Annotated in this window: 29 protein-coding genes; 10 read left to right on the top strand and 19 right to left on the bottom strand. The window is 71.4% G+C overall.

The genetic code is table 11. The annotated features are described in order from the left end of the window. Positions 1-64 precede the first annotated feature (64 nt). Genes ACFV9M_RS29035 through ACFV9M_RS29020 form a run of 4 tightly spaced genes read left to right on the top strand, consistent with a single transcriptional unit; the run spans position 65 to position 4,842 of the window. Positions 65-868, top strand: coding sequence for a TnsA-like heteromeric transposase endonuclease subunit (locus tag ACFV9M_RS29035; RefSeq protein WP_385070244.1), 804 nt, complete (start codon positions 65-67; stop codon positions 866-868). Further along, on the top strand, positions 834-2,921 hold the full coding sequence (locus ACFV9M_RS29030; RefSeq protein WP_385070247.1) for a Mu transposase C-terminal domain-containing protein: 2,088 nt from the start codon (positions 834-836) through the stop codon (positions 2,919-2,921). The genes ACFV9M_RS29035 and ACFV9M_RS29030 overlap by 35 nt, the downstream gene beginning before the upstream one ends. Then, complete coding sequence (locus tag ACFV9M_RS29025) at positions 2,912-3,958, top strand: TniB family NTP-binding protein (protein WP_385070248.1); 1,047 nt, start codon at positions 2,912-2,914, stop codon at positions 3,956-3,958. Before ACFV9M_RS29030 ends, ACFV9M_RS29025 begins: the two co-directional genes overlap by 10 nt. Continuing rightward, entirely contained in the window at positions 3,955-4,842 is an 888-nt protein-coding gene (locus ACFV9M_RS29020; RefSeq protein WP_385070251.1) for a hypothetical protein, read from the top strand. Before ACFV9M_RS29025 ends, ACFV9M_RS29020 begins: the two co-directional genes overlap by 4 nt. A 23-nt stretch (positions 4,843-4,865) precedes the next feature. Here the strand turns inward: ACFV9M_RS29020 and ACFV9M_RS29015 are convergent, their stop codons facing one another. Next, positions 4,866-5,699, bottom strand: coding sequence for an SDR family oxidoreductase (locus tag ACFV9M_RS29015; RefSeq protein WP_385070374.1), 834 nt, complete (start codon positions 5,697-5,699; stop codon positions 4,866-4,868). 225 nt (positions 5,700-5,924) lie between these two features. Next, positions 5,925-6,680: a helix-turn-helix domain-containing protein gene (locus tag ACFV9M_RS29010; RefSeq protein ID WP_385070252.1), complete on the bottom strand. Its 756-nt coding sequence runs from the start codon at positions 6,678-6,680 to the stop codon at positions 5,925-5,927. Between the two features lie 222 nt (positions 6,681-6,902). Here ACFV9M_RS29010 and ACFV9M_RS29005 point away from each other — a divergent pair, with 222 nt between their 5' ends. The 3 genes from ACFV9M_RS29005 to ACFV9M_RS28995 are packed head-to-tail and all read left to right on the top strand — an operon-like array spanning position 6,903 to position 9,330. Then, positions 6,903-7,571, top strand: coding sequence for a DUF4097 family beta strand repeat-containing protein (locus tag ACFV9M_RS29005; RefSeq protein WP_385070255.1), 669 nt, complete (start codon positions 6,903-6,905; stop codon positions 7,569-7,571). 14 nt (positions 7,572-7,585) lie between these two features. Next, the gene (locus ACFV9M_RS29000) at positions 7,586-8,542 is read left to right on the top strand and encodes an ATP-binding cassette domain-containing protein (RefSeq protein ID WP_385070257.1); all 957 of its coding nucleotides are present in this window, start codon (positions 7,586-7,588) and stop codon (positions 8,540-8,542) included. After that, entirely contained in the window at positions 8,539-9,330 is a 792-nt protein-coding gene (locus tag ACFV9M_RS28995) for an ABC transporter permease (RefSeq protein WP_385070260.1), read from the top strand. The genes ACFV9M_RS29000 and ACFV9M_RS28995 overlap by 4 nt, the downstream gene beginning before the upstream one ends. Before the next feature lie 40 nt (positions 9,331-9,370). Here the strand turns inward: ACFV9M_RS28995 and ACFV9M_RS28990 are convergent, their stop codons facing one another. The 7 genes from ACFV9M_RS28990 to ACFV9M_RS28960 form a co-directional block, all read right to left on the bottom strand. Beyond that, on the bottom strand, positions 9,371-11,548 hold the full coding sequence (locus ACFV9M_RS28990; protein ID WP_385070262.1) for a HelD family protein: 2,178 nt from the start codon (positions 11,546-11,548) through the stop codon (positions 9,371-9,373). Positions 11,549-11,695: 147 nt separating this feature from the next. Next, entirely contained in the window at positions 11,696-12,331 is a 636-nt protein-coding gene (locus tag ACFV9M_RS28985; protein WP_385070264.1) for a TetR family transcriptional regulator, read from the bottom strand. Between the two features lie 97 nt (positions 12,332-12,428). Next, positions 12,429-13,208, bottom strand: coding sequence for an HAD family hydrolase (locus tag ACFV9M_RS28980; RefSeq protein WP_385070267.1), 780 nt, complete (start codon positions 13,206-13,208; stop codon positions 12,429-12,431). Continuing rightward, complete coding sequence (locus tag ACFV9M_RS28975) at positions 13,154-14,035, bottom strand: GntR family transcriptional regulator (protein ID WP_385070270.1); 882 nt, start codon at positions 14,033-14,035, stop codon at positions 13,154-13,156. The genes ACFV9M_RS28980 and ACFV9M_RS28975 overlap by 55 nt, the downstream gene beginning before the upstream one ends. A 19-nt stretch (positions 14,036-14,054) precedes the next feature. Continuing rightward, entirely contained in the window at positions 14,055-14,969 is a 915-nt protein-coding gene (locus ACFV9M_RS28970; protein WP_385070273.1) for a winged helix-turn-helix domain-containing protein, read from the bottom strand. Positions 14,970-15,298: 329 nt separating this feature from the next. Next, a complete protein-coding gene (locus tag ACFV9M_RS28965; RefSeq protein WP_385070275.1) occupies positions 15,299-16,555 on the bottom strand; it encodes a GNAT family N-acetyltransferase in 1,257 nt (418 codons plus the stop codon). Positions 16,556-16,792: 237 nt separating this feature from the next. Next, positions 16,793-17,386, bottom strand: coding sequence for an aerial mycelium formation protein (locus ACFV9M_RS28960; protein WP_385070278.1), 594 nt, complete (start codon positions 17,384-17,386; stop codon positions 16,793-16,795). 158 nt (positions 17,387-17,544) lie between these two features. Here ACFV9M_RS28960 and dtd point away from each other — a divergent pair, with 158 nt between their 5' ends. Together dtd and ACFV9M_RS28950 are read left to right on the top strand one after the other, a co-directional pair. Then, positions 17,545-17,970 carry a D-aminoacyl-tRNA deacylase gene (gene dtd, locus ACFV9M_RS28955; RefSeq protein WP_385070280.1) on the top strand — a complete coding sequence of 142 codons (426 nt, stop codon included), beginning with the start codon at positions 17,545-17,547 and terminating at the stop codon, positions 17,968-17,970. A 544-nt stretch (positions 17,971-18,514) separates the two neighbouring features. Then, positions 18,515-18,760: a hypothetical protein gene (locus ACFV9M_RS28950; protein WP_385070283.1), complete on the top strand. Its 246-nt coding sequence runs from the start codon at positions 18,515-18,517 to the stop codon at positions 18,758-18,760. 64 nt (positions 18,761-18,824) lie between these two features. Here the strand turns inward: ACFV9M_RS28950 and ACFV9M_RS28945 are convergent, their stop codons facing one another. From ACFV9M_RS28945 to ACFV9M_RS28920, 6 genes are all read right to left on the bottom strand, one after another. Beyond that, positions 18,825-19,826 carry a YgfZ/GcvT domain-containing protein gene (locus ACFV9M_RS28945; protein WP_385070286.1) on the bottom strand — a complete coding sequence of 334 codons (1,002 nt, stop codon included), beginning with the start codon at positions 19,824-19,826 and terminating at the stop codon, positions 18,825-18,827. A gap of 10 nt (positions 19,827-19,836) precedes the next feature. Then, entirely contained in the window at positions 19,837-20,298 is a 462-nt protein-coding gene (locus tag ACFV9M_RS28940; RefSeq protein WP_385070289.1) for a Fur family transcriptional regulator, read from the bottom strand. A 35-nt stretch (positions 20,299-20,333) separates the two neighbouring features. Beyond that, positions 20,334-20,909 (bottom strand): FABP family protein, encoded by a 576-nt coding sequence (locus ACFV9M_RS28935; RefSeq protein ID WP_385070291.1) that lies wholly within the window; start codon positions 20,907-20,909, stop codon positions 20,334-20,336. A gap of 231 nt (positions 20,910-21,140) precedes the next feature. Continuing rightward, positions 21,141-22,193 (bottom strand): hypothetical protein, encoded by a 1,053-nt coding sequence (locus ACFV9M_RS28930; protein WP_385070293.1) that lies wholly within the window; start codon positions 22,191-22,193, stop codon positions 21,141-21,143. Next, positions 22,190-23,257, bottom strand: a complete 1,068-nt coding sequence (locus ACFV9M_RS28925; RefSeq protein ID WP_385070295.1) for a hypothetical protein — start codon at positions 23,255-23,257, stop codon at positions 22,190-22,192. Before ACFV9M_RS28925 ends, ACFV9M_RS28930 begins: the two co-directional genes overlap by 4 nt. Then, entirely contained in the window at positions 23,254-24,078 is an 825-nt protein-coding gene (locus ACFV9M_RS28920) for a hypothetical protein (protein WP_385070297.1), read from the bottom strand. Before ACFV9M_RS28920 ends, ACFV9M_RS28925 begins: the two co-directional genes overlap by 4 nt. A 101-nt stretch (positions 24,079-24,179) precedes the next feature. Here ACFV9M_RS28920 and ACFV9M_RS28915 point away from each other — a divergent pair, with 101 nt between their 5' ends. Continuing rightward, positions 24,180-24,542 carry a DsrE family protein gene (locus ACFV9M_RS28915; RefSeq protein WP_385070300.1) on the top strand — a complete coding sequence of 121 codons (363 nt, stop codon included), beginning with the start codon at positions 24,180-24,182 and terminating at the stop codon, positions 24,540-24,542. Here the strand turns inward: ACFV9M_RS28915 and ACFV9M_RS28910 are convergent. The 4 genes from ACFV9M_RS28910 to ACFV9M_RS28895 form a co-directional block, all read right to left on the bottom strand. Next, the gene (locus tag ACFV9M_RS28910) at positions 24,536-24,796 is read right to left on the bottom strand and encodes a DUF3099 domain-containing protein (protein ID WP_385070303.1); all 261 of its coding nucleotides are present in this window, start codon (positions 24,794-24,796) and stop codon (positions 24,536-24,538) included. The genes ACFV9M_RS28915 and ACFV9M_RS28910 overlap by 7 nt on opposite strands. Positions 24,797-24,898: 102 nt before the next feature. After that, entirely contained in the window at positions 24,899-25,186 is a 288-nt protein-coding gene (locus tag ACFV9M_RS28905) for a DUF1416 domain-containing protein (protein ID WP_009189358.1), read from the bottom strand. A gap of 45 nt (positions 25,187-25,231) precedes the next feature. After that, positions 25,232-26,077, bottom strand: a complete 846-nt coding sequence (locus tag ACFV9M_RS28900) for a sulfurtransferase (RefSeq protein ID WP_385070305.1) — start codon at positions 26,075-26,077, stop codon at positions 25,232-25,234. Positions 26,078-26,213: 136 nt separating this feature from the next. Further along, positions 26,214-26,297: an Ms5788A family Cys-rich leader peptide gene (locus tag ACFV9M_RS28895; protein WP_385102562.1), complete on the bottom strand. Its 84-nt coding sequence runs from the start codon at positions 26,295-26,297 to the stop codon at positions 26,214-26,216. Between the last annotated feature and the right edge of the window lie 99 nt (positions 26,298-26,396).

Raw genomic sequence — 26,396 nt, 5'->3', positions numbered from 1 at the left:
ATCTGCTGTTCTGTCTCGCTCTTTCTGAGCCACTGCCGCGCCGGGCTGTCTACGGTCGTCGTACATGGACAGCGCCGGGTGGGGGTGTCTGATGGAGGCTGAGGACTTTCGGCTGGAGTACGTCGACGCTCGCGGTGACCTGCATGAGGGGCCGCTTGAGGTGATGTGGCCGACGCGTTTCGAGGCGGCCGGGCAGGTGCGGACGTTCCCGTCGTACCCCGGTCAGCGCAATTTTCCCGGCTGGTACTGGGCTGCGACGTGTGCCGAATTGGTGGGTTACGAGTCGTGGGTGGAGCTCGGTCAGCTGATTCGGCTGGACTGTGATCCGGGTGTGGTGGCGATGGCGTCGCAGCCGTTCCGGCTCTCGTGGCGGTCTGACGGCCGGGCTCGGCGGACCAGCCATACCCCGGACTACTTCGTGCGCCGTCGGGACGGCACCGGTGTGGTGCTGGACGTGCGTCCCGACAACCGGATCGAGCCCGAGGACGCGGTGAAGTTCGAGGTCACGGCAGCGGCCTGCGCGCGGGTGGGCTGGGGTTTCGAGCGGGTGGGCGTGCTCGATCCGGTACTGGCGGCGAATCTGCGCTGGTTGTCGGGCTACCGGCATCCGCGAGTGCGGCGAGAGCCCGTGGCGGCTGAGTTACGGGCGGCGTTCGCCCGGCCTCGGGCTCTGTGGGCAGGCGTCCGTGCGGTGGGTGATCCGATCGCCGTGCTGCCGGTGCTCTTCCATCTGCTCTGGCGCCGGGAACTGGCGGTGGAGCTGGAGGCCGGTCTGATGTCGGCGGCCACGCAGGTGAGCCCGGTGCCCGTGGTCGCGGAGGAGGTGGGAGGGGATGCCGACGCGTCCGCGGCTGCTGTCGCTGGGTGACAGGGTCCGCTACGACGGGCGGGAGCACACGGTTGCCGCCCTGCACGGCACGTCGGTGCGGCTGGTCGATGACGCCCAGGCCGTCGGCGTCGTGCTGCTGGGACACCTGCTGGCGTCGGAGGGTTTCACCGTGCTCAGCACCGCGCTGAGCCGCCCGCCGCTGCCGGAGGCCGGGGTGCTGGAGGGGCTGCCGGAGGAAGCGGCACAGCGGGCTGAGTGGTGGCGGCGGCATCTGACCGAGCTGCTCACCGGCCGGCAGGACGCCGATACCAGCGGCCCGGTGCGGGCCGAGTACGACCCGACGGTGCACTCTCTGCGGCAGCGGGAGCTGACCAAGGTGGCCGAACTGCGGGACTGCGGTGAGGAGGTGGGGCTGAGCACGCTGCGCCGGATGCGGTCCCGCTTCGAGAACGAAGGGGTGGCGGGCCTGGTCGACGGCAGGCTGCGCAAGCCCGCCACCGGAACGAGCCGGGCCGATCCCCGGGTGGTCGAAGCGATCGCGAAAGTCGCGGGCAGCCGGAGGGACGAGTCGACCGTCTCCGCGCAGGTGCTGCGGCGCCGCGTCGAACGTCTCCTGGTCGCCGAGCACGGTGATGGAGTGGTCCGGATGCCGTCGAGGGCGGCGTTCTACCGTCTGCTGGAGGCGGTCTCGGCCGGGCAGCATCTGTTCGGTTCGGCCCGCACCCGCCGCTCGCTGGGCAAGCAGCCGAAGCGGATGTTCGGGCAGTTGACGGCGGCCCGTCCCGGCGAGGTGATGGAGATCGACTCCACGCCGCTGGATGTCATGGTCATCCACGATGACGGGACGGTGGACCGCTGCGAACTGACCGGGCTGATCGACCTGGCCACCCGGACGCTGGCCTCGGTGGTGCTGCGGCCGTCGACGAAGGCGGTCGATGCCGCGCTGCTGCTGGCCCGTGCGATGACGCCGGAACCGGTGCGGCCCGGCTGGTCCGACGCTCTGCGCATGTCGCGCTCCGTGCTCCCCTACGCTTCCTTGTTGTCGCTGGACGAGCGGCTGGACAAGGCCGCCGCGATCCCGGTGATCGTTCCGGAGACGGTGGTCAGCGACCACGGCAAGGCGTTCATCTCGGACAACTTCCGCAATGCCTGCCGCCACTTGGGGATCTCGTTCCAGCCCGCGCACCCGGACACCCCGACCGACAGGCCGCACATCGAGCGGACGCTGGGCTCGGTGTCGACCATGTTCGCCCAGTACGTGGCCGGCTACACGGGTCGCAGTGCCGAGATGCGGGGCAAAGATTCTTCCGCGCAGGCGGCCTGGTCCATCCACGAGCTCCAGGAACTGCTCCAGGAGTGGATCGTCGTCTGGCAGGCCAGGCCGCACGACGGGCTGCGCGATCCGCTGATGCCGGACCGGCCGCTGAGCCCGAACGAGAAGTACGCCGCGCTGGTGTCAGCGGCGGGATACGTCCCCGTCGCGCTCAGCCCGCAGGAGTACATCCAGCTGATGCCCCGTGAATGGCGGGTCATCGGCCGCAGCGGGGTGCGGATCAACAACCGTACTTACGACGCCCCCGGACTCACGCCTTTCCGGCGTCAGGCCTCGGGGACGGGTCCGGACGGCAGGCTCTGGGAGGTCCACTACGACCCCTACGACATCTCCTGCGTCTGGGTACGCAATCACCACGGCACGGGCTGGATCACCGCGACCTGGCGCCACCTGCGCACGTCTCCCGTCCCGATGGGCGAGCTGGTCTTCGACCGGGCCCACCAGATCCTGACCGAACGCGGGCAGCGCAAGCCGGACGAGGATGCCGTCGCGCAGGTGGCGGCAGCGCTTTTGGACCGGGCCTCGGACGGGCCCGGTGACGAGCCTGGCCGCCGGGCGGCGGGGAGGGACCGGCCGGCCCGGCGGCGCGACCGAAAGGTCGCTGCCCGCACCCGGGCCACCAGCGAACCCGCCTGGCCGCGGCCAGCACCCGCGCCGGAGCCGGAACCGGAGGACGAGGACGAGGAGGTCGGCGAACTCGCCGATGTCGTCCCGCTGGAGATCTTCGATGCGCGCAAGGAGGCCGAGAAGTGGTGGTGAACGCTGCGGAGCCGGGCGGGGATGAAACCGGTCTGCCTGATGACCGGGCCGATCCCTCCACCCGGCTGGAGGGCTGGCGGCGGTTCGTGGAGGCTGATCCGGCTGTCTTCGAGCTGCTGCCCGATCGGCAGTGGCAGGCCCTGTCCCCACAGCTGCGGAAGACCTACGACGAGGCCCGGATCGCCTATCACTCCGAGCTGCAGGTCGTGCGCACGTCCACGGTCAAGGAGATCGCGCATCAGGGACGGCTGCTGACTCTGCTCAACCAGCGTGAACACGGCGCCCGTCGCGGGATGATCGTCTCCGGCCAGTGGACGACCGGGAAGACCACGGCGCTGAAGCAGCTCGGCCGCACCCACGAACTGCGTGTCCAGCAGCGGTATCCGGGCAGCGACCGCATTCCTGTTGTCTACATCACTGCCCCGCCCAAAGGCTCTCCGCGCAAACTCGCCCTGGAGTTCGCCCGGTTCCTGGGCCTGCCCGTGATCAACCCGCGGCACAACACCATCGATGTCACCAGCGCCGTCTGCCAGGTGATGATCGAGGCACGCACGGACCTGGTGCTGGTCGACGAGATTCACCTGCTCAATCACGCGACCACCGTCGGCGAGGACCTCTCCGATCACCTGAAGTACTTCACCGAGCACCTACCGGCGACCTTCGTCTATGCCGGTATCAACGTCGAGAAGTCCGGGCTGTTCACCGGGATCCGCGGCAAGCAGCTCGGGGGCCGCTGCATCCTGGTCCGCACCGGCGCCTTCCCCCGCAGCACCGAGTGGAAGGCTCTGATCGCCTCGCTGGAGAGCACACTTCGCCTGCACCGCCACACGCCCGACACCCTGGCCGGTCTGTCGAAATACCTGCACCAGCGAACCGGAGGCATGATCGGGAGCCTCTCCCACCTGATCCGGGCCGCGGCGATCTCCGCCGTCCTCGACGGCAGCGAGCGCATCACCAAAGCCTCCCTGCGCAGCATCCGGATCGACCACAACAGCGAGTCGGATTCCCCGCCCGACGCGGGCAGGGAAGCGGGGTGAACAGTCCGTTCGAGGCCGTCGTCTTCCGTCCGCTGCCGCGTCCGCTCAAGCCCTTCCCGCAGGAGACCGAAGCCTCGTTCCTGGACCGCCTCGCCACGGCCAACGCGATGCCCGTCCAACGCCTTCAGCGGCCTTCCCACTGGCTGGAATCCCGCCTGGATCCAGTCGGCCGGCTCAGTGTCCTCAGCGGACAGCCCCGGGCCTCGATCCAGTACGCGATCCCCCGCTGGGAGAGACAGTCGTGGAACATTCCGCAAGGTCCCTTCGCCGTGACTCCCCGATGGGCGTGCCGGCGCTGTGTCGCCCGCAGGACCGGCACCCCCGGCCAAGGCGTCATGGTCTGGATGTCGAAACTCCACGACCAGGTCTGCATCCCCCATCGCCTCTGGATCGGCCGGGCCGTCGAAGCCCCCGCCTACCAGTTCGACCTTGCTGATCTGCCGGAGATCGTCGCCGCCCAGAAACGTCACTACCGGCTCCTTCGCCGCTACGGCCCCGACGTGGTCAACATCTGCTACGAACAGACCTCCCGCTTCTGGACCACCCTCCTGCAGCACGGCTACCGGATCAGCGACCTCACGCGGCGGCTCGCCCGGCTCCAGCCTCGCCCCGCCCGCACTGTCCGGCCGTGGGATCCCAAGCGCTATGCGGCGATCTATCCCGAGATAGTCAAGGCCATGGTGTTCTACGCGGCTCCGCGCTGGCGCGGCCTGGCACTCTCCGGCGTGGATGAGGACTTCCGGTCCTTCCACGCGGAGTTCGTCCGGCGGCTCCCCAACGAAAGCTCCCTCCGCACCACCGCCAAGCCGTGGTTCATCCACCAACTCCGCATGATCGCGCACACCATTCAGGACGCCGCTGACAGAACGCCCTCGCCGGTCTGAACAACAGCAGTGAAGCTGCGGTCTCAGCGGAAGGCTGCACCATTTTCCGACGCCCACTGCTGGAACGATCTTGCTGCGGACCCGGTGACCCGCAGAACGGTGTCGCGCACCTTCAGCAATTCGTCATTGACGTCCCCGCCCATCAAGTCGAGGACGGCATCCGCGGTCTCGTCTCCCATAAAGGAAGCCATCTGCCGGTGGGCTTCCTCCCGGCTGATCTCCATGAGGGCCACCTCCCGCCCCACCGCTGCAGCGATGGCCGCGACCTGCCGTCGGACGGTGATGCACTCCGGCCCGGTCAGTGCATACGTCCGCCCCTGGTGGCCCGGCTCGGTGAGCGCCGCACGGGCCACCGCCGCGATGTCCGCAGGGTGGATGGTCGGGAGACCGATGTCCGCATACGGCGCTCGGACCACGTCCTGATCGCGAATCGACTGCGCCCACCACAGGGTGTTCGAGGCGAACTGCGTCGGCCGCAATATGGTCCAGGCCATGCCGCTGTCCTTGAGTAACCGCTCAACAGCCAGGTTCTCGCCGACCGCCGGCAGATGTGGATGAGTCTGCACCGTGATCGACGACACGAGCACCACATGCTCCACACCTGCCTGCCGAGCAGCCGCCAGGACCTCCGCTTCCCCACCCATACCCGACAACAAGAACAGGGAGCGCGCTCCCTCCAGCGCGGGCTTCAGAGAATCCGCCTGCGAGAGATCACCCTCAACGGCTTCGATCCCTTCAGCGAAAGAGACCCGTCCCGCATCACGAGTCAGACCTCGCACAGGCGCGGCGCCGGCCACCTGCAACTCCCTCAGCAGAGCACTTCCAATGTTCCCGGTCGCGCCGGTCACGAGGATCATCGTCATCTCTTCCTGTCGTCAGCCGGTGATCACGTTCACAGCACGCTAAAACCTCAACCTCACTTGGGGTCAAGGAGCAGCCCCACTGGGGCAGGTTGACTGAGACGAATCCGGCACCGGCGTCTCGGTTGACCTGAGCCACCGCAGGCCACCGCCTCGCGGTGGCTCAGGTCAACCGAGACAGGACAGCGAACGTCGGGACGGCGCGACCGCCGGGTCGGCCGTCTATCCGCGGTCCGAGGGCGGCTCGGCGGTGCCGCCCGGGGTCTCCTCGGCTTTGGTGTGGAGGATCTCGCGGGCCTGCTCGGCGGCGCGGGTCATGCTCTCGCCGACGAAGTCGAGGAAGCGGGCGACGTTCTCGAGGCGGACGCCGGCCGGGGTGCCGGGACCGAGGACGCCGACGCCGTGCCGTGCGGTCTCGACGATGTCGGCGGTGGACCGCGCGCTGGCGATCATCGACTGGTACCAGATGTCGTCGTCGACGACGTAGCGCTCACGGCGGCGTTCGTCGCGTTCCCGGCGGGCGAAGCCCTGGCTCTCGAGGAACGCGATCGCCTTGGAGACGGACGCCGGGCTGACCTGGAGGCGCTGGACGAGTTCGGACGCGGTGAGGCTGCCGGTGTCGGTGAGGGTCAGACAGGCCATCACCCGGGCCATCATCCGGGGCATGCCCGACGCCATGAGGACGGTGGTGAACGTCTCCTCGTACTCGCGCACGGCCCCGGCGTCGCGCCCATGGACCTGCGGGAGCGCCTCCGTCCCTCGGGGCGCGGCCTGCCCGCGCCGGTGGGCGCGGCGTTCGGTGGCGCGGTGGGCCAGGTCGGCGCGGTAGGCGGTGGGACCGCCGTTCCGCATCACCTCACGCGTGATCGTCGAGGTCGGACGATCGATGCTTCTGGCGATCTCCGCGTAGGCGAGGCCGTCGGCCAGCCCCAGCGCGATCTGCCGGCGTTCCTGCTGGGTGAGTCTGCCTCCCGGCATCGCGATCTCCTTCGCACTCCTCGGAGCCTCCAGCATAGCGTTCACCTTCACCCCATTGCAACGACACCAGCCCGGCCGTTGCGTTAGCTTCGAAGCCCGTTGCAACGATTATGCAGCTTTCACCTGCACTAATGACTTCCATATGCAACGACGTCGTTGTGAGATCAGTGAATGCAACGTAGCGTTTCCCGCATCGGAAACGACGAGCCGAAGGAGAGCACCATGCAGAAGTTCCAGACCCCCGCCCCGATCTCCGCCGTCCTCGACCTCCCCGCGGGCCGCATCCGGTTCATCGCCGCCGACCGGGCCGACACCGTGGTCGAGATCCTCCCCGCGGACGCCTCGAACGACCGTGACGTGAAGGCGGCGGAGCGGATCGGGGTCGAGTACGGCGACGGCGTCCTGCGGATCGAGGCCTCACCCGCGAAGAACCGGATCCTCGGCGCTTCCGGCTCCGTCGAGGTGACCGTGCGGCTGCCCGCCGGCTCCCGTGTCGAGGCGAAGGCGGCCGCCGCCGAGTTCCGGGGCGTCGGACGGCTCGGCGACGTCGCCTTCGAGGGCGCGCAGGGCCCGGTCAAGCTCGACGAGGCCGCGAGCGCCCGCCTCACCGTCCTCGCCGGCGACGTCTCGGTCGGCCGCCTGGGCGGCCCCGCGGAGATCAGCACCCAGAAGGGCGGCATCCGCATCGCCGAGGCCGTGAGCGGCACGGTCACCCTGAGCACCCAGCAGGGCGACATCTCGGTCGGCGCCGCCCGCGGAGTCTCCGCCTCGCTGGACGCCGGCACCGGCTACGGCCGGATCGAGAACGCGCTCAGGAACACCGACGGCGCCGCCGGCCTGAGCATCCACGCGACCACCTCCCACGGCGACATCGCCGCCCGCAGCCTCTGAAGGAGAACCCCGTCATGACCGACCTGGCCATCGCGGCGAACGGTTTGCGCAAGTCCTACGGCGACAAGGTCGTGCTCGACGGCGTCGACCTGAACGTCGCCGAAGGAACGGTCTTCTCCCTGCTCGGCCCGAACGGCGCCGGCAAGACCACCGCCGTCAAGATCCTCTCCACCCTCGTCACCGCCGACGCCGGCACGGTGCGCGTCGGTGGCCACGACCTCGCCGCCGATCCACAGGCCGTGCGGGCCGCGATCGGCGTCACCGGGCAGTTCTCCGCCGTCGACGGCCTGATCACCGGCGAGGAGAACATGCTCCTCATGGCGGACCTGCACCACCTCTCCCGCAGCGAGGGACGGCGGGTCACCGCCGAACTCCTTGAACGGCTGGACCTGGTGGACGCCGCGAAGAAGCCCGCCGCCGGCTACTCCGGCGGCATGAAGCGCCGCCTCGACATCGCCATGACCCTGGTCGGCCGCCCGCGGATCATCTTCCTCGACGAGCCCACCACCGGCCTCGACCCGCGCAGCCGCCACACCATGTGGCAGATCATCCGCGAGCTGGTCACCGGCGGCGTCACCGTCTTCCTCACCACCCAGTACCTGGAGGAGGCCGACGAGCTCGCCGACCGCATCGCGGTGCTCGACGGCGGCAGGATCGCCGCCGAGGGCACCGCCGACGAGCTCAAGCGGCTGATCCCCGGCGGCCACGTGCGGCTGCGCTTCACCGACCCGGCCGCGTACCGGAGCGCCGCCTCCACCCTGCGCGAGGTCGCCCGGGACGACGAGTCTCTGGCGCTGCGCATCCCCAGCGACGGCAGCCAGCGCGAGCTGCGCTCCCTCCTCGACCGGCTGGACTCCGCCGGCGTCGAGGCGGACGAACTGACCGTGCACACCCCCGACCTCGACGACGTGTTCTTCGCCCTGACCGGCCCGGCCGGCGTCCCCGACCAGCCCAAGGAGAACGTCCGATGAGCTCCCTCTCCCTCGCCCTGCGCGACTCCTCCACGATGCTGCGCCGCAACCTCCTGCACGCGCGGCGCTACCCGTCCCTCACCCTGAACCTGCTGCTCACCCCGGTGATGCTGCTGCTGCTCTTCGTCTACGTCTTCGGCGACGTGATGAGCGCCGGCATCGGTGGCGGCGGCGCCGACCGCTCCGACTACATCGCCTACCTGGTGCCGGGCCTGTTACTGATGACGATCGGCAGCACCACGATCGGCACCGCGGTGTCCGTCTCCAACGACATGACCGAGGGCATCATCGCCCGCTTCCGCACGATGGCGATCCACCGCGGCTCCGTGCTCGTCGGGCACGTCGTCGGCAGCGTGCTGCAGTCGGTCGTCAGCGTGGTCCTCGTGGGCGCCGTCGCCGTGGCCATCGGCTTCAGATCCGCGGACGCCACGGCCCTGGAGTGGCTGGCGGCGTTCGGGCTGCTCGCACTGTTCGCCACCGCGCTCACCTGGATCGCGGTCGGCATGGGCCTGATCAGCCCGAACGCCGAGGCCGCCGGCAACAACGCGATGCCGCTGATCTTCCTGCCGCTCATCTCCAGCGCCTTCGTCCCGGTCGACGCGATGCCGGGCTGGTTCCAGCCGATCGCCGAGTACCAGCCCTTCACGCCGGCCATCGAGACCCTGCGCGGGCTGCTGCTCGGCAGCGAGATCGGCCACCACGGATGGCTCGCGGTCGCCTGGTGCCTGGGCCTCACCGTGCTCGGCTACTTCTGGTCGGCCTCGAAGTTCGGCCAGGACCCGAGGTAACCGCCATGACAGCGCCTCGGGACGGGCGTACGGGTACGTCTCACCAGGGCACCCCTCTCCCCTCCACCACCACCAGCCGCGACACCGCCCGGGTCAGCACCACGTACAGCCGGTTCAGCCCCCTCTCCTCCGCCTCCGCGATCGCGACCGGTTCCACGGCGACGACATGGTCGTACTCCAGGCCCTTGACCGCGGTCGCGGGGAGGACCGTCACACGGGTGCTCGCGTCCTCGGGGCCGGAGGCGGTGGCAATGCCGGCCCCGGTGAGGGCGTGACGGATGCGGGGCGCGTCGGCGTCTGCGGTGATGACGCCGACGGAGCCCTGGTGGCCGAGGGCGTCGCGGACCGCGGCCACCACCGCCCCCGGCAGGTCGCCGGCCGCCCGGACGACGGCGAGTTCACCGTCCCGGCGCAGGGAACGCGCGGGCGGCACGTCGGTGTCGAGGCGGGCCAGGAGCCGGTTGGCGAGCGACAGGACCGGGCCGGGGACGCGGTAGCCGGTGGTCAGCGGGACCACTTTCGCCTCGGGCTTGCCCAGATGGGTCAGGAGGTCCCGCCAGGAGCGCGCGGCCCACGGCGTGGTGCCCTGTGCCAGGTCGCCGAGGACCGTCATCGAGCCGAAGGGCACGCGGCGGGCGATGGCCCGGCACTCCATCGGGGAGAGGTCCTGCGCCTCGTCGACGACGACATGGGCGTACCCCTGGGGGTGTTCGAGGAGCCCCGCGACCTCGTCGAGCAGGACGAGGTCGGCGGCCGACCAGTGTGCGGAACGGGCGGAGCGGGGTGCGCGCGGCCGGTGCAGGGCCGCCTGCTCCCGCGGGGTCAGGACGCCGGTCGCCGCACGCGCCAACTCCCCCGGGTCGGAGAGGAGTCGGGCCACCACCTCCTCCGGGAGCGCCTTCGGCCACACCGCGTCCACGCAGGTGCTCACCGGGCGCGCCCGTTCCATCCGGCGGAGCCAGGAGGCGGGGCGCGGGCCGCCCCGCCGTTCGGCCTGCTCCTGGATCCGGCGCACGATCCGGCTGCGTACGCGCTCGCGCCCGACCTCGTACGGCGGCTCCTCGGCGAGGACGCCGGCCACGATCCGCGCGACCTCGTCGCCCGTGACCCGCCGGCGGTACGGCCCGTCCGGCACCGTGAGGCCGTCCGACCCGTCCGCCCCTCCGGCACCACCGATGCCATAGGCACCACCGGCACCACCCGCACCCCCGGGGGTCACCCCGCCGTACAGCGCCCGGCGCAGCACCTCGGCCATGCGCGGGTCGTGCTTGACGGAGGCGGCGGGCGCGGGGTCGGTGACGGTGACCGGGTGCCGGGCGATCTCGTCGGCCAGGGTCGACTGCCGTACGCCCGTCTCACCGAGGGAGGGCAGGACCTCGGCGATGTAGGAGAGGAAGGTGCGGTGGGGGCCGAGGATCAGCAGCCCGCCGCGGCGGAAGCGCCGGGGGTGGGTGTAGAGGAGGTACGCGGCCCGGTGCAGGCCGACGGCGGTCTTGCCGGTGCCCGGGGCGCCCTGCACGCACACCGACTCGGCCGGTTCCCCGCGGACGAGGTCGTCCTGCTCGGGCTGGATCGTCGCGGCGATGTCGCGCATCGGGCCGACCCGGGGGCGTTCGATCTCGCGGGCGACGATGGCGCTCGGCCCGGCCTCCCCGCGTCCCAGGTGCTCGTCCTCCAGGCCGGTCAGATCGGCGGAGTCGCCCCGGCTGCCCGGCGCCCAGCCGAACCGGCGGCGGACGGCGACGCCCTGCGGGTCGCGGGCGCTCGCCTGGTAGAAGGGGCGCGAGACGGGGGCGCGCCAGTCGACGACGAGCGGCGGGGCGGCGGGGTGCACGCCGACGCGGACGCGGCCGATGTGGTGGCTGAGGCCGGCGTGCTCACCACCGGTGCCGTCCGCGAAGTCCAGGCGGCCGAAGAAGAGGGGGCCTTCGGGGAGTTCCCGCAGCGCCTTGGCCCGGCTGCGCAGCCCGTACCCGAGGACCTCGGCGTCGGCACCGGAGGCGGAGACGTCCTCGCCGGTGACGACCTGGAGGTCGGCACCCGCCAGCATCCCGGCGAGGGCCGACCGGCAGGCGTCGTGGTGGGCGCGTTCCCGCAGGAGTGCCGCGTGGAGGGCGGGGTCGTCGAGCGGGCGGGCACCGGCAGGACGGTCGTCGACGGGGGTGTCGGCGGTGGAGGGGGGTCGGTCGCCCTTCGGGGCGGGGAGGGGTGACGTCATGGAACGAGCGTACCCAGAAAATGTAACTCAGTTAATTTTTTTACGCAGTCACGCATGGTGCCGAGGCGCGGGGTGAGGCCCGACCGCGGCCGGCCGAGGCGGGAGGACACAGGTCGCCATCGATCCGGTCAGCGGATCGATGGCGACTCACATCTCGTCCAGCGGCCGGGCCAGCCGCGGCAGTCCCGCCTCCAGCACCGCGAACGCCCGCTCCGCCGCCGCCACCGCCTCCGGCCGTACGTCCTCCACCCGCTCCCCCGCCGCGATCCGCCGCCAGTTCTCCTCGGCGAGGATCCGCCGTACGGCGACGATCTGGCCGGCCGCGAGCCGGGCGTCGAGGTCGCCGCCGAGGGCGTCGGCCAGGGCGGTCTCGGACCGTTCCAGATGGGCGTGCAGGCGGGCGACCAGTGCGGGGGTGCCGTAGAGGAGGGCGTGGAAGGCGCGGACCTCGGGGTGGTCGTTGAGGCCGGTGACCGGGTCGGCCGCGGCCAGGCCCGCGAGGAAGTGCCGGCGCAGGGCGGCCAGCGGCGCGGCCCCCTCGTCCCGCGCCCCGGCGACCACCTCCGCCGCCTCCCGCTCATGGTCGGCGATCCGGTGCAGGACGAGGTCCTCCTTGGCCGGGAAGTACCGGAAGAGGGTCGGCTTGGAGATCTCCGCCGCGGCGGCGACCTCGGCGACGGACACCGCGTCGAAGCCCCGCTCCACGAAGAGGCGGACGGCGATCTCCGACACGGTCCGGTACATCCGCCGCTTCTTGCGCTCACGCAGGCCGGTCTCGCTCATGGGGGGAGCCTAGATCCCCGACGGGCGACACCGGGGCGCTGGGGCGCCGGGGCGCCGGGCGGCCGGGGCACCGGGGCAGCCGAGGCAGCCGGGGCGATCAGCCGACGCGGGTGCGCCCCGGGTCGGTCCGCCGCAGCTCGGTGAGCACGTGTTCCAGCGACGTCACGACACGGGTGACCCCCGCGTCCCTCAGCCGCGCGGCCTTCGCCTCGCCCCGCGCGTATCCCAGGAAGGGGACCCCGGCCTCCGTCGCGGCCATGGCGTCCGCGGGCGAGTCGCCGATCGCCAGCGCGTCGCGGGGTGGCGCGCCCAGGGCGGCGAGCGCGCGACGCAGGGTGTGCGGGTGCGGTTTCAGGTGGCCGAGGACCGCCGTGCGGCCGTGGACGTGGGAGGCGAAGCAGGACGTCAGGCCACGGCCGGCCAGGTACGCGGCGACCGCCCGCGCGGAGTTGTCCGTGGTGATCGCCATCCGCACGCCCAGGGCCGTCCACGTGCGGATGAGGGGATCCGCGTACGCCGTGGGCATGGCGGAGGGACAGGCTCGCGTCTCCGCGCGGGTCAGCTGCTCCTCCAGCTCCGCCACCAGGTCGCCGCCCGGGTGCGCGCGGTCGACGGCCCGCAGGACGGTCCGGGGGTCCGCGGTCTGCCGCTCGGACTCCGTCAGCAGGCCGGCCAGGTCCCGTTCCCGCAGCCATCGCACCAGTGTGTGCGCCACGTCCTGCGCCGGACACCCGGCGAACAACCGGCAGATCGGCCCGTCGAAGCCCCACAGGACCACTCTCGCCCCGACGACCAGTTCCCGGAACTCGTTCGATTCAGCGGTCACTGACCGAGTGTCAGGTCCGAGGTGATGGTTTCCCAGAGGGCGTCGAACCATTTCTGGGAATCCTCCACGAACGCGGCGTCCCGTCGGCCCGTCGCCTTCCGGAAGGAGAAGAGGAGCGACTGCGCGCCCAGCACGTCGTACACGTCGAGGGTCCCCGTGTCGACGGCCTCCTCCCGCCGCATGACCGTGTAGTACGCCATCAGCGCCTCGGTCCCGTTGAGGAGGTACAGCTTCACCGGCGGGGTGAAGGGCAGCGCGCGGAAGGTCACCCGCACGTCGATGCCGTACGCCCGGCGCAGCGCCAGCAGGTTGTGCCGCAGGACGTGCCCTTGGGCGTTGCGCGTCGCGAGCCACCGGTGGTGCACCTCGTCCTCGCCGCCATGGCCCTCGATCGAGACCGGGAAGGCGAGGGCGATGTCGCGGGACGGCAGCAGGATGCGGACGTCGACCCGCTCCGGGCGGACACGGCCCTCGTGGATGTGGCGCAGCGGCTCCCCCAGGGCCAGCATGAGGCTCTCGGCGGTGAGGCAGGCCGCGTCGATCCGGACGTGCGGCACGGTGAAGGCGTCCGCGAGGCGGGGAGCCAGCGCGACCATGGTCGGCATCGGCTCCTGCCCGTACGCGTCGGGGCTCGGCGCGGCGACGCGCGGCGGGCTGCCCTTGCTCACGTCGCTGAGCAGCCCGTCGTCCTGGAGCAGCCGCAGGGCCTGGCGGACGGCGCCGCGTTCCACGCCGAACTCCTCGGCCAGTTCGGCCTGGGTGGGCAGACGGTCGCCGGCCTTGAGCTGCCCGACCCGGATGCGTTCGCGCAGGACGTCGGCGATCTCCCGGAAGCTGAGCCGCCGGCTGCCGTTCACTGCCGCACTCTCCTCGGTCACACGCCCACGGTACGGCCCTTCAGCCGCCCAGGTGCAGGTCCGAACTGATGGTCTCCCACAACGCGTCGAACCACAGGTGGGACTGCTCGACGAAGGCGCGGTCGCGCGGTCCGGCGGCCGCCTCGAAGCTGAACAGCATCGACTGGGCCCCCTCCGCGTCGTACATCTCCACGCGCTCGTCGCCGATCCCCACCTCACGGCGCCGCACGGTGTAGTAGGCGAAGAGGGTCTCCGACCCGTTGAGGAGGTAGAGCTTGACCGGCGGGGTGAAGGGCAGCGCGCGGAAGGCGACGCTCACCTCGATGCCGTGCGTGGAGCGCAGTGCCAGCAGGTTGTGGCGCATGACCTGCGCCTGCGCGTTGCGCGTCGCCAGCCACTGCCGGTGGACGGGACGGTCCTGGCCGGGGCCGTGGCCCTCGACCGGGGCGGGGAAGGCGAGGTCGATGTCCCGGGACGGCAGCAGGACGCGGACGTCGACACCGGCCGGTCTCAGCTGCCCGGCATGAATCTGGCGCAGGGGCTCGCTGAGCGTGAGGTTGAGGGTGGTCGAGGTCAGGCACACGGCGTCGATCCGGACGTGCGGGGCGGCGAAGGCCGCGGTGATCCGGGGGGCCAGGGCCACCGCGGTGGGCTGCGGCGGCGCCCAGGATCCGCCGAGGGGCCCGCCGTCCGGGGCGGCGGCGATGGTCGCCGGGCTGCCCTTCGACATGTTGGTCAGCAGCCGCTCCTCGTGCAGGACGCGCAGCGCCTGCCGTACGGTGCCGCGCTCCACGCCGAACTCCTCGGCCAGCTTGGCCTGCGTGGGCATGCGCTGGCCCGCCCTGAGCTCGCCGGTCCTGATACGGGCGCGCAGTTCGTCCGCCACCTCGCGGTACGAGCGCTGAGGCGGCCGCGGTCTCCGCCGACCGTTGACCAGGGCACTTTCCGACGTCACAGCAGAACACTACAACTTTGCGCCATCTTTCGTCAGTTGCCCGGTAGATGGTTACAAGACACTTCCAAGTCGGAACAACCTTAGTTAAGTTGGCGACCAACTCATCCAACATGGCTGTACTTCGCGAGGTTGGTCGGGCTTCCCTCCGGAGGGGAGCCGGGAGCCCGGCCGTTCAGCGCGCACACGCACAGACAGGATCGGCACAGCCACAACCGAACAACGGGCACGACCGCACAGCCACAACTGAACAACGGCACCACAGCACGTCGCTTGAACGGCGACAGCAGCTACGGATCACGCACGGCACCGCCCCGGCGGCAGGAGGGAGCTCAGAACATGTCCGGGCACCAAGGCCGCCTGGACGTACGCAGCAGGGCGTCGGCCGACCTGGCGGCGCCCGCTCGTTCTTCCCGCACGCTCCCCAGCGCCGCCAGCCGCACCGCGGACTCGTCGCCCAGCCACAGCGTCGCCAGCCCGGCCACGTCCAGCGCGAGGTCGGCGCTCTCCGTCGTCGGCGTGCAGGACCCGCCCAGCGGCGACGCCTCCAGCCGGAACCGGCCCCCGGTCAGACCGCCCGGGTCGGCCACCTCCAGCACCAGCGTCCCCTCCGCCCCGTACGTCCGCGCCTCCAGGGCCCGTACGACGTCCAGGATCCGCACCCACAACCAGTCCGCGTGCGAGGCCGTCCGCGCGGACCGCGGGTCCGGCAGCAGGAAGGGGAGCAGGTCGTCGGGGGCGCGCCAGCCGCTCTTCACCTGCGTGACCCAGTCGATCGAGCAGAGATAGCGCCACAGCGCGCGCTCGGCGGCCGGGCCCGCCGCGAGCAGCCAGTTCACGCTCACCGTGTGGTGCGGGCGCTTGTCGGGCCAGTGGTCGTCCGAGGTGTACGAGGCCAGGCCCTCGACCTCGCCGTCCGGCGAGCGGTACAGCGCGTAGAAGGGCTCGGTCCACGACGACTCGAACCGCACGGCGCCGGTGTTGAGCCGCCACCACAGCTCGCTGCGGTCGACGGCGCCCGGCTGGGCGCGGCGCACCCGTTCATGCAGGTCGGGGCCCGCCTTGCGGACGTCCTCGCCGTCGACGAGGTCGATCCGGCCGCCCGCCTCGTCCTGCCCGGAGCGGCGGGGGTCGAGGCCGGTGCGCGGTACGTCGACGGTCCACTCGGTCGCCCAGGTGGCGGGGCCGAAGCCGTACCGGCCGTAGATCGGGTACTCGGCGGAGATCAGGGTGGCGACGACGGCGCCGCGCTCCTTCGCGGCCGCCAGGTCCTGGCCCATCATGCGGCTGAGCAGGCCGCGGCGGCGGTGGGTGGCGGTGACGGTGACGCCCGTGACGGCGTTGGCCGGGACGGACCGGCCGCCGACGGCCGTGACCTGCTGGTCGAAGGACTTGAAGGTGGCCACGCACCGGCCCGCGTCGAAGGCGCCCAGGTAGCGGCCGGGAACGAACTGGGTCCGGCGGTTGCTCAGCTCGGTCTCCCCGAGCACCGGTTCGCGCAGGAAGCCGGTGTGCACGGCGCGGAGCCAGTGGGGGAACTCGTCTTCGGTGACGGGACGTATGTCGAGGGCGTCGGCTCGGTGGGTCATGACGTCACCGTAGGCGCGGTGGGGTGGGTGCCGTCGAGGCCTTTTCGGCCCGGCCTCGGGCCGCCCCCGTCCGCCCCCGCACCACACCGCCCACCGCCCACCGCTGCCGCTGCCGCCTGCCTGGTGTCCAGCCTGGCCGGTGTCCGGCTCGGCCTGGTGTCCAGCTTGGCCGGTCCACCCGGTCCACCCGGTCCACCCGGTCCACCCGGTCCACCCGGTCCACCCGGTTCACCCGGTTCACACCAGCAGGTCGTCCACCTGTGCCTCCCCCTCCCGGTACCGGCGGGTGATCTCCGCGCCGCAGCCGTCGGCCGTCCGCTGGAGGCGCTGCCGGCAGCGGGAGACCTGCTGCTCGTAGCCGACAAGGCGGGCCATCGCCTCGCGGAGCTCGGGATCGGTGCGGGCGGCGAGGTCGGAGAGCTCGACCTCGGCGAGCATGTCCGCGGCCAGCCGCCGGTACCTCTCGCTGTGCGGGGTGCCCAGGGTGACGTGGCGGGCGGAGGAACGGTGGCGGGCCGGGGCGTCGGTGAGGATCTCCGGGAGGCGGGCGACCACCGAGTCCCCGGCCGGCTCGGGCACGGCCGCCGGTACCCGGCGGGCCACCTCGGCGCGCAGGATGTCGATACGGCCCTGGAGCAGCCGTCGTACGTAGCTGAGGTCGGCCTCGTCGCGCTGCGCGTCCCGGCGCAGGGTGCGCAGCTCGGGCAGGCTCAGACAGGCCATGTCGTGTTCGGGCGGCTCCGCGGGCAGGGTGCAGGGCGGACTGTCGGTGCGCTGCACGGGCGGCCGCTGGGTGGTCGTCCCCAGCTGCCCGGTGCTTGGTGTGCTCATGTGGCTCTACCGTCCCCTCGACCGGCGTGTGGGAGCATCGTGCCACCCCAAGTGACCCCTATGTGACCGAGTGCCCCCGAACGGCCCAGATCCGGGCCAAAGGATCAAAAAGAATCCCCTGGCCGGCGGTTGCGGAGGCGCACGGCATGATGGTCCGCATGCGTGCAGTGGTGCAGAGGGTGGACGGCGCGAGCGTCGTCGTGGACGGCGAGACGGTGGGCGGGATCGCCGGCGAGGGCCTGTGCGTCCTGGTCGGGGTCACCCACGAGGACACCAAGGAGAAGGCGGCCCAGCTCGCCCGCAAGCTGTGGTCCCTGCGGATGCTGGCCGACGAGCGGTCGTGCAGCGACATCGACGCGCCCCTGCTGGTCATCAGCCAGTTCACTCTCTACGGTGACGCCCGCAAGGGCCGCCGGCCCACCTGGAACGCGGCCGCCCCCGGCGAGGTCGCCGAGCCCCTCGTCGACGAGGTGGTGGCGCGGCTGCGGTCGCTGGGCGCGACGGTGGAGACGGGCCGCTTCGGCGCGCAGATGCGGGTGTCGCTGACGAACGACGGCCCGTTCACCGTGCTGATCGAGGTGTGATCCGGTGCGGGTGATCCGGTGCGGGTGATCCGGTGCGGGTGATCCGGTGCGGGTGATCCGGATCGCCGGGTCCCGAACGCCAAGGGCCCGAACGCCACGGGCCCGAACGCCACGGGCCCGAACGCCACAACTTCGGGCCAGTTGCCCGGAGTAGTCCCCGAGTTGTTTATGGATCCCCGCCATGTGGGGATAAGTGAAGCGAAGTTGGTTGCCAACTTGGCCATGTTGGCGGAAACGCCGTCGGATCCCTGACTTCCCTGTCAGCCCAGGTGGGTCGGACCCGAGGTCCTCGGCAACCGATCACCGGGGCCTGTAGCAGCGGGCCCCGGAAGACCCGGACCGCCCCGGAGGTCACAGACCTCCGGGGCGGCAGTCGTGCTTTCCCTACGGGTGACGGTGGAGTGCCCCTCCCCTTCCCGGCGTATCCCTTTTCCCGTACCCCGGCGCGGTATTGCGCGGCCCGGCCGCTGGGCATCTCTCCGGCACGGTGCACGCGGCTGCTACCGCGGGCGCCACTCACCTGGGCTGACGAAGGGAGCGGGGCATGGGACACCACCTGCCCGGAGAAAGGGGATCCGGCTCACCACCGGAGACGAGGGACGGGGGCGCCGGCGTCGCGCGGCTGCCGATGTCCAACGCGATCGCGGCGGTGATCATCGCCGTCGCGGCGCTGCTGGGCGGCATCACGGTGCTGCTCGTGATGCCGGGGACGCTCGAGGCACTGGGCACCGCGGTGACGATCAGCGGTTCGGGCTTCACACTGGCGGCGAAGATCGCCGTTCCGCGCTGACCCGGTCCGCCGCACCGGCGCCCTGCCGGGGCCCGCCGTGCGGGCCCCGGCGGGCGACGGCCGCTCAGGGTTCGACGACGACTTCCTGGGATGCCGCCGTGCTGTCCGCGACCAGGGGGGCGTCCACCGGGACGTTCCGCTTGACCAGGGCCAGGGCTACGGGGCCGAGTTCGTGGTGGCGCGCGGACGTGGTGATGAAGCCGATCTTGCGGCCTTCGGGCCCTCCCCCACTCTCGACTTCGCTCGAGCGGGAGGTACCCCCAGCCGCCAGGCGCAGCTCGGTGCCGGCGGGCGGGAGGTGCACCTCGCTGCCGTCCAGGTGCAGGAAGACCAGGCGGCGCGGGGGCTTGCCCAGGTTCTGGACGCGGGCGACGGTCTCCTGCCCGCGGTAGCAGCCCTTCTGGAGGTGGACCGCGGTGCCGATCCAGCCCAGCTCGTGCGGGATGGTGCGGTGGTCGGTCTCGAAGCCGAGCCGCGGGCGGTGCCGCTCGACGCGCAGCGCCTCGTGGGCGAGGATCCCGGCCGCGGGGCCCGCCTTCCCGGCGTACGACTCCAGGTCGGCGCGCGGGAGGAAGAGGTCGCGGCCGTACGGCGTCTCGCGGACGACGACGCCCTCGGGCACCTCGGCGATCGAACCGGCCGGCAGGTGCACCACCGCGAACGCGTCGGTCCGGTCGGCGACCTCGACCCGGTAGAAGAACTTCATCGACTCCAGGTACGCGATCAGGGCGTCCTGGGTGCCGGGTTCGACGTGGGCCCAGACCGTCGCACCGTCGTCGACGAGGTAGAGGGCGTGTTCGATGTGGCCGTTCGCCGAGAGGATCAGCGCCTCGGTGGCCTGGCCCGCGGGCAGGTCGGTGACGTACTGGGTGAGCAGGAGGTGCAGCCAGCTGAGCCGGTCCGCACCGGAGACGGTGACGACTCCCCGGTGCGAGAGGTCGACGAATCCGGTGCCGTCGGCGAGGGCGCGCTGCTCGCGGAACAGGTCGCCGTAGTGGGCGGCGACGCCTTCGTCCACGCCCTCGGCGGGAACGGCGCCGGGCAGGGACAGCAAGGGGCTCTTCATGAAGACAAGCCTACGACTCGATAATTGAACTTTCGCTGGTCGAGCCCTTGAGCGAGCAGTCCTTGCACCGGCCGAAGATCGCGAAGTGCTTCATGTCGGTCTCGAAACCGAACGTCGCGCGCAGCTTGGCCGTGAAGTCGGCGGCGATCTGGATGTCCGCCTCGATGACGTCCCCGCAGTCGCGGCAGACCAGGTGGATGTGGTGGTGCCGGTCGGCGAGGTGGTAGGTGGGCGCGCCGTGGCCGAGGTGGGCGTGGCTGACCAGCTCGAGCTCCTCCAGGAGCTCCAGGGTCCGGTAGACGGTGGAAATGTTGACCCCCGACGCGGTCTTCCTCACTTCCACGAGGATGTCGTCGGGGGTCGCGTGCTCCAGGGTGTCCACGGCTTCGAGCACGAGTTGCCGCTGCGGGGTCAGCCGGTAGCCGCGCCGCCGCAGATCGCTTTTCCAGTCGGTGCCTTGGGTGCTCGCCACACAGGAGAGTCTAGGACCACTTGCGGATTCGAGGACTACTTGAAGAAGGCGATGCCGTCGTCGGGCATGTCGTCGGGCAGGGCCTTGGCCCAGCGCTCGACGTCCTCCGGGGTGACGACCTTCTTCAGGTGGGCGGACATGTAGGGGCGCAGCTCGACGTCGGGGGTCTGCTTCTCGCCGACCCACATGAGGTCGCTCTTGACGTAGCCGTACAGGCGCTTGCCGCCGGAGTACGGGCGGGAGGCCGCCGTCCGCGCCACCGCGTCCGTGACCAGGTCGATCTGGGGCTTCTTGTCGGCGAGCTCGCCGTACCAGATCTCGATGACGCCGTCGTCGCGGGTCATCGTGACCTCGACCTTGCGGGCGCCGTCGATCCGCCAGAAGCCGGACTCGGACTCCAGCGGCCGGACCTTGTTCCCGTCGTTGTCGAGGACCCACGTGTGGGAGTGGTACTCCAGGAAGTCACGGCCGTCGTGGCCGAAGGTGACCTCCTGCCCGAAGTTGCACTTCTCGGAGCCGGGGAAGTCGTGCACGCCCGCACCCGCCCAGCTGCCGAGCAGGAAGGCGAGCGGGACGAGGTCCTTGTGGAGGTCGGACGGAATCTCGATCATGGGTGGCAGTTCCTGGACGTGGTCGGTCAGCGCTGGCCCTGGTACAGCTTCTTCACGGTCAGCCCGACGAAGGCGAGGACGCCGACGCAGACCAGGACCAGCAGGGCTTCGAAGAAGATCTCCACGGGGTGCTCCTCGGATGAGCGTGCTTCAGGTGTGCGTACAACAGGGCCGGGCCCCAGCTTACGCGGCCGGGGCCCGGCCCTGTCCGTGAGGTGTGCCCTCACCGGGTCAGGCGAGCAGCTGGCCCTGGAGGACGACCGTCTGGTGGAAGGGGACGACGGGCATGGTGCCCTTCCGGGACTGGACGATCACCGCCATGACGTCACCGGCGCCCACGTACGCCAGGCGGACCTGCTCGGCGCCGTACGGCTTGGCCTCGACGTAGGGCGACAGCAGGAGGTGCTCGTTCAGGGAGACGTCGGGAAAGGAATCGTCCCGCTCGTACAGCTCGCCGCCGCGCGGCGGGTACACCGGGGTGGTGTAGTTGGTGAAGGCGTTGGAGAGCATCTCCTCGGTGACGGACACCGAGTCGAACCTGAGCAGGTAGACACGGGTGCCGGCGCCGTCCGGGGTGGTCCAGCCGCGGGCCGCGATGTGCCGCAGGCCGGCGTCGGCGAGGGTCTCCCCGATCCGCTCCCGGTCCTCGCTCCCGAACTCCTCCAGGAAGTCCTCCGTCGGCAGCCAGCCGTCGGAGCCGCGCAGCGCCTTGTCCTCCGTCGCGCCCTCGGGGGCGGGCAGGACGAGGGCGCGCAGGTCGGCGTGGTGGGCGTTGGTGGTGTTCGCGGCGTCGAACGGCGCGGGGCTGCCGGAGGGCAGCGGCGGCCTGGTGAGCTCCGGGTAGGCCCACCGGCCGTCCGACTCCGTCCGCAGACCCGGTACGTCCGTCCGCTCCATCCGCGTGATGCCGTACGCCGTCGACGCGCCGACCGCGGCGAAGACGGCCACGGCGGCGGTCCAGCGCAGGATGCCCCGGACGAGGGGCCGGGCACGGCGGTCCCGGCGGGCGCCGCCACCGCCGTCGCCACCATCGTCCCCCTCGGCGGCCGTGGCGGCCGTGGCGGCCTCGGTTGGCACGGTGGCCTCGGTGGCGTGCGGCGGTGTTCCGGGCATCGGCGGGGCGGTCCGCGGCGGTTCGGGGGCCGCCGCCGGCTGCGTCGTCGCGGTCGCGGGATCGGCGGGCCGTGCGGTCTGCGCGGGTTCCGTCGTCGTGACGGCCGCGTCGGCGGGCCGTGGTGTCGGCGTCGGCTCGGTCAGGCCCGTGGCCGTGTGCTGGTCGGTCATACCGCCTTCCCCGGCTCGGCGATGCGGTCGAGCTGCTCGCGCAGCAGCATCGCGACTCCCTCGGTGTCGAGTGGCTTCGCGGCCTCCGCGATGAGGGTGACCAGGACCTCGCCGACGTACGCGGAGCAGTACATCCCCTCGAGGCCGAAGTCGTCGTCGCGGGGCGGAAGGAAGCACTTCGCGTTCTTGTGGCCCTCGATCGCCGGGCCCTTGCGGAAGATGTCCATGGCGGCGAGGAAATCGCTGTAGGAGGTCGCGATGTCCCGCACCGCCGCCTTGTTGCCCATCCGGGACAACTGGATGCTCACGGTGTAGACGCCCTCGTTGTCACTCCCGGCCATGGCCTCCTCGCTGAGGTAGCTGCGCATCGCGATTCCCTCGATGCGCTGCTTGTCGATCTCCTTCTCCAGGCTCTTGCGCTGGGAACGCGGCAGGTCCTTCAGCGACTCCTTGCGCAGGGCCACGGCCCGGTCCCCGTCGAGTTGCGCGTCGGAGCCGAACTCGCCGATGTCCGGCCCCCGGGTGAGACCGTCGGTGCCGTACGGCACGAGCATCGCCGCCAGACCCGTACGGTCGCCCTCGGCCTCCTTCGGCTCCTTCGAGGACGGCGCCTGCGTCGGGAACTCCCAGACCGGCGCCCCGGCGTCCCGGTCGGCGTCCCGCACGGTGACGACCGTGTAGCCGGTCCCGGCGACCAGGGCGCCGGCCAGCACCAGGGCACCGCCGGCCGCGGCGATCCGGCCCCGGCTCCAGCCCCGGCGCACGGGCTCCGCCACGATCCCGGCGGACGAGTCGGCCGACTCGGTGGACTCGGGCGACTCGGGCGACTCGGGCGACTCGGTCAGCTCCGTCGGCTCCGTCGGCTCGATCAACTCGGTCAGCTCGGGCGACTGCGGACCGGACGGCTCCACGGCCTCCACGACCTCCACGACCTCCACGGCCTCCACCGGCTCCGGCGGCTCCGGCGGCCCGGCCGGGTCGGCCGGGTCGGCCGACTCGGCGACGGGCGCGCTCGGGTCGCTCGGGTCGCTCGGGTCGCTAGGCGCGTTCTCCTTCTCGCTCACAGCCGCTCCATCTGCCGCTCGGCCAAGTCCATGATCTTCTGCTGGGAGATCGGCTTGGTCCAGTGGACCCAGATCTCCATGGCGATGTCGCCGCGCCAGGCCAGTGCCCTTGCGCTGTACAGCGTCGCGGCCTCACGGCGGACGTACGCCATGCCGGTGCCGGTGCCCGGGACGGGCCAGCTGTCGGTGGAGTCCTTCTCCGCCCAGTACTGCTGGTTGTCGCAGTGCTCGGCGGCCGCCAGCGTCTCCTCCTGCCGGAACTGCACCAGCCGTATCTCCACGGTGTACGTGGAGCTCACCTTCCAGCCGGTGGTGGCGGCGCGCCGGAACTCGTTGCCGAGGAGATCGCCGAACGCCTGGTCCGGTTCCTCGTACAGGTCGGCGTAGCCGGCCAGATCGATCCAGCCGTCACCGCCCTCCAGCCAGTCGGCGTCCTCGGCGCCCTTCGGCTTCGACAGCAGCAGCTCGCGCAGGTCCCCGTCGGTCTTCACCCGGCGGTCCCGCGCCGCCGACAGCGGCTCGGGGGCCGGGCCCTTCGCCTGGGCGATCGCCGGCTGCGAGAGCGACGGCAGCTTCGTCGGCTCCCGGTCGGCCTGCACCAGGTAGCCGGTGCAGGTGCCGGCCACCAGGCCCAGCACGGCGGCGCCGGCGATCAGCGCGCCGGTACGCCGCCCACGTCGCACGGGCCGCCGTCCCCCGACGGCTTCCTCCGCGCCCTCGTCCCCGCCGGCCTCTACGGGCGCCTCCGGCGGCGCCCCGCCGGGTATCTCCTCGGGTTTCTCCTCGGGCAGCCCGTCGGCGCCCGCCTCGCGTAATCCCACACCGTCCCCCTCAGGACATGAAGCGCGCCTTCCGTATCGCGCTTCACAGGAGACTCATGGACAGCACAAGCAGTTGTGGGGATCTTGATTACGATTCAGGCATGGCGAAGAAGCTGGTGATCAAGGTGACGGCGGGGGCCGATGCCCCCGAGCGGTGCTCGCAGGCGTTCACGGTGGCGGCGGTGGCCGTGGCCAGCGGGGTCGAGGTGTCCCTGTGGCTGACCGGGGAGTCCGCCTGGTTCGCGCTGCCGGGGCGTGCCGCCGAGTTCGAGCTGCCGCACGCCGCACCGCTGCCCGACCTGATCGACTCGATCATGGCGGGCGGCCGGCTCACGCTGTGCACGCAGTGCGCGGCCCGGCGGGACATCACGGAGAAGGACGTGTTGGACGGCGTGCGGATCGCGGGCGCGCAGGTGTTCGTGCAGGAGTCGCTCGCCGAGGACACCCAGGCACTGGTCTACTGACGGCGTTTCCTACCGTCCAGTTCGTCCCACCACTCGTCCGACGTGGGGTCCCCGGACGGGTCGTCCCACCAGCGGTCGTCAGGGCCCCGGCGGTTGGCGGCCATCGCGGCGACCGGCGGGATGACCATCGCGACCACGCACATCCCGACGGCCACGGGGACCGACCACAGGCGTACGACGCCCCAGGCCAGGACGAAGAGCCCGATGCAGACGCCCATCATGGCGAAGTACGTGTGGCGTCGCCGTGCGTACATGCGTCCAGGGTAGGTCCGCGCCGGCGGCCCGGACAGCCCGAAGGGCCGCACCCCTGGCGTCCAACCCGCGGGGTGCGGCCCTTCGGTCGTTCAACGGTCCGTTCAGACCGCGATCGCGACCTCCGCGAGGCCGCCCTTCTGGGCGACGACCGTGCGGTCGGCGGTGCCGCCGGGAACGAGCGCACGGACGGTCCAGGTGCCCTCGGCCGCGTAGAAGCGGAACTGGCCCGTGGCGGAGGTCGGGACCTCCGCGGTGAACTCGCCCGTCGAGTCCAGCAGACGGACGTACCCCGTCACCGGCTCGCCGTCGCGGGTCACCTGACCCTGGATGGTGGTCTCACCGGGCTTGATCGTCGAGGCGTCCGGGCCGCCGGCCTTCGCTCCGCACATGGTGTTCTCCAGAAGGGGTCTGACCAGAAGGTCGGTCGGATGGGGTTACTTGTTGGCGCCGAGCTCGATCGGCACGCCGACGAGGGAGCCGTACTCGGTCCAGGAGCCGTCGTAGTTCTTGACGTTCTCCACGCCCAGCAGCTCGTGCAGCACGAACCAGGTCAGGGCCGAGCGCTCGCCGATGCGGCAGTAGGCGATGGTGTCCTTGGCCAGGTCGACCTGCTCCTCGGCGTAGAGCTCCTTGAGCTCGTCGTCCGACTTGAAGGTGCCGTCGTCGTTGGCGTTCTTCGACCACGGGATGTTGCGGGCGCTCGGGACGTGGCCCGGGCGCTGCGACTGCTCCTGCGGCAGGTGGGCCGGGGCGAGCAGCTTGCCGGAGAACTCGTCGGGCGAACGGACGTCGACCAGGTTCTGCGCGCCGATCGCGGCGACGACGTCGTCACGGAAGGCACGGATCGACGTGTCCTGCGGCTTGGCCTTGTACTCGGTGGCCGGGCGCTCGGGCACCTCGGTGCCGTCGACCAGCTCGCGGGCGTCCAGCTCCCACTTCTTGCGGCCGCCGTCGAGGAGCTTGACGTTCTCGTGGCCGTACAGCTTGAAGTACCAGTAGGCGTAGGACGCGAACCAGTTGTTGTTGCCGCCGTAGAGGACCACCAGGGTGTCGTTGGCGATGCCCTTCGCCGACAGGAGCTTCTCGAAGCCCTCCTGGTCGATGAAGTCGCGGCGGACCGGGTCCTGGAGGTCCTGCGTCCAGTCGATCCGGATCGCGTTCTTGATGTGGTTCTTGTCGTACGCGGACGTGTCCTCGTCCACCTCTACGACGGCGATGTTCTCGTCGTCCAGGTGGTCCTGCAGCCAGTCGGCGTCGACCAGGACGTCGCTGCGGCTCATGCTCGTTCTCCTCCGGGGCAGTTGCGGCGGGGGTGTGCAAGAAAGAGGGTGCGCGACCGGGCTTCACCGTCGGCCGGCGCACGGATGCCCTCGAGCGAGGGCGCCGGGAGGCGCGGAAGGCCGGCGGCGCTTCCGCTCAGGAGGCAGGGCGACAGAGCATGGCGGCGACGCGGCACAGGTCTACTGCCCGCCGCTTCGTGAGATCCGCCTGTCGCTGCATCATGCGGTCGATCGTAGGGACGGACAGGCGGGCATGTCACCGGTGTATCACGTGTTGAGACGCGATCGTCCGAATGGCGGAAGGTGAGGGCGATCCGGG

This window comes from Streptomyces sp. NPDC059895, assembly GCF_042731035.1.
In the GTDB taxonomy this organism is placed as follows: domain Bacteria; phylum Actinomycetota; class Actinomycetes; order Streptomycetales; family Streptomycetaceae; genus Streptomyces.
Note: the sequence above shows the minus strand (reverse complement) of the source record. Positions and strands in the feature narration are given on the sequence as shown.

What these genes read in the sequence shown, in the direction of transcription:
- ACFV9M_RS28895 (WP_385102562.1), bottom strand. Translation starts at nt 26,297, where the DNA reads ATGCAGCGACAGGCGGATCTCACGAAGCGGCGGGCAGTAGACCTGTGC.
- ACFV9M_RS28990 (WP_385070262.1), bottom strand. Translation starts at nt 11,548, where the DNA reads ATGACGTCACCCCTCCCCGCCCCGAAGGGCGACCGACCCCCCTCCACC.
- ACFV9M_RS29015 (WP_385070374.1), bottom strand. Translation starts at nt 5,699, where the DNA reads ATGATCCTCGTGACCGGCGCGACCGGGAACATTGGAAGTGCTCTGCTG.
- ACFV9M_RS28915 (WP_385070300.1), top strand. Translation starts at nt 24,180, where the DNA reads ATGGCGAAGAAGCTGGTGATCAAGGTGACGGCGGGGGCCGATGCCCCC.
- ACFV9M_RS28985 (WP_385070264.1), bottom strand. Translation starts at nt 12,331, where the DNA reads ATGAGCGAGACCGGCCTGCGTGAGCGCAAGAAGCGGCGGATGTACCGG.
- ACFV9M_RS28995 (WP_385070260.1), top strand. Translation starts at nt 8,539, where the DNA reads ATGAGCTCCCTCTCCCTCGCCCTGCGCGACTCCTCCACGATGCTGCGC.
- ACFV9M_RS28935 (WP_385070291.1), bottom strand. Translation starts at nt 20,909, where the DNA reads ATGATCGAGATTCCGTCCGACCTCCACAAGGACCTCGTCCCGCTCGCC.
- ACFV9M_RS28965 (WP_385070275.1), bottom strand. Translation starts at nt 16,555, where the DNA reads ATGACCCACCGAGCCGACGCCCTCGACATACGTCCCGTCACCGAAGAC.
- ACFV9M_RS28960 (WP_385070278.1), bottom strand. Translation starts at nt 17,386, where the DNA reads ATGAGCACACCAAGCACCGGGCAGCTGGGGACGACCACCCAGCGGCCG.
- ACFV9M_RS28980 (WP_385070267.1), bottom strand. Translation starts at nt 13,208, where the DNA reads ATGGTTCGACGCCCTCTGGGAAACCATCACCTCGGACCTGACACTCGG.
- ACFV9M_RS28905 (WP_009189358.1), bottom strand. Translation starts at nt 25,186, where the DNA reads ATGTGCGGAGCGAAGGCCGGCGGCCCGGACGCCTCGACGATCAAGCCC.
- ACFV9M_RS29005 (WP_385070255.1), top strand. Translation starts at nt 6,903, where the DNA reads ATGCAGAAGTTCCAGACCCCCGCCCCGATCTCCGCCGTCCTCGACCTC.
- ACFV9M_RS28930 (WP_385070293.1), bottom strand. Translation starts at nt 22,193, where the DNA reads ATGACCGACCAGCACACGGCCACGGGCCTGACCGAGCCGACGCCGACA.
- ACFV9M_RS28950 (WP_385070283.1), top strand. Translation starts at nt 18,515, where the DNA reads ATGGGACACCACCTGCCCGGAGAAAGGGGATCCGGCTCACCACCGGAG.
- ACFV9M_RS29010 (WP_385070252.1), bottom strand. Translation starts at nt 6,680, where the DNA reads ATGCCGGGAGGCAGACTCACCCAGCAGGAACGCCGGCAGATCGCGCTG.
- ACFV9M_RS28945 (WP_385070286.1), bottom strand. Translation starts at nt 19,826, where the DNA reads ATGAAGAGCCCCTTGCTGTCCCTGCCCGGCGCCGTTCCCGCCGAGGGC.
- ACFV9M_RS28910 (WP_385070303.1), bottom strand. Translation starts at nt 24,796, where the DNA reads ATGTACGCACGGCGACGCCACACGTACTTCGCCATGATGGGCGTCTGC.
- dtd (WP_385070280.1), top strand. Translation starts at nt 17,545, where the DNA reads ATGCGTGCAGTGGTGCAGAGGGTGGACGGCGCGAGCGTCGTCGTGGAC.
- ACFV9M_RS29030 (WP_385070247.1), top strand. Translation starts at nt 834, where the DNA reads ATGCCGACGCGTCCGCGGCTGCTGTCGCTGGGTGACAGGGTCCGCTAC.
- ACFV9M_RS28900 (WP_385070305.1), bottom strand. Translation starts at nt 26,077, where the DNA reads ATGAGCCGCAGCGACGTCCTGGTCGACGCCGACTGGCTGCAGGACCAC.
- ACFV9M_RS29035 (WP_385070244.1), top strand. Translation starts at nt 65, where the DNA reads ATGGACAGCGCCGGGTGGGGGTGTCTGATGGAGGCTGAGGACTTTCGG.
- ACFV9M_RS29000 (WP_385070257.1), top strand. Translation starts at nt 7,586, where the DNA reads ATGACCGACCTGGCCATCGCGGCGAACGGTTTGCGCAAGTCCTACGGC.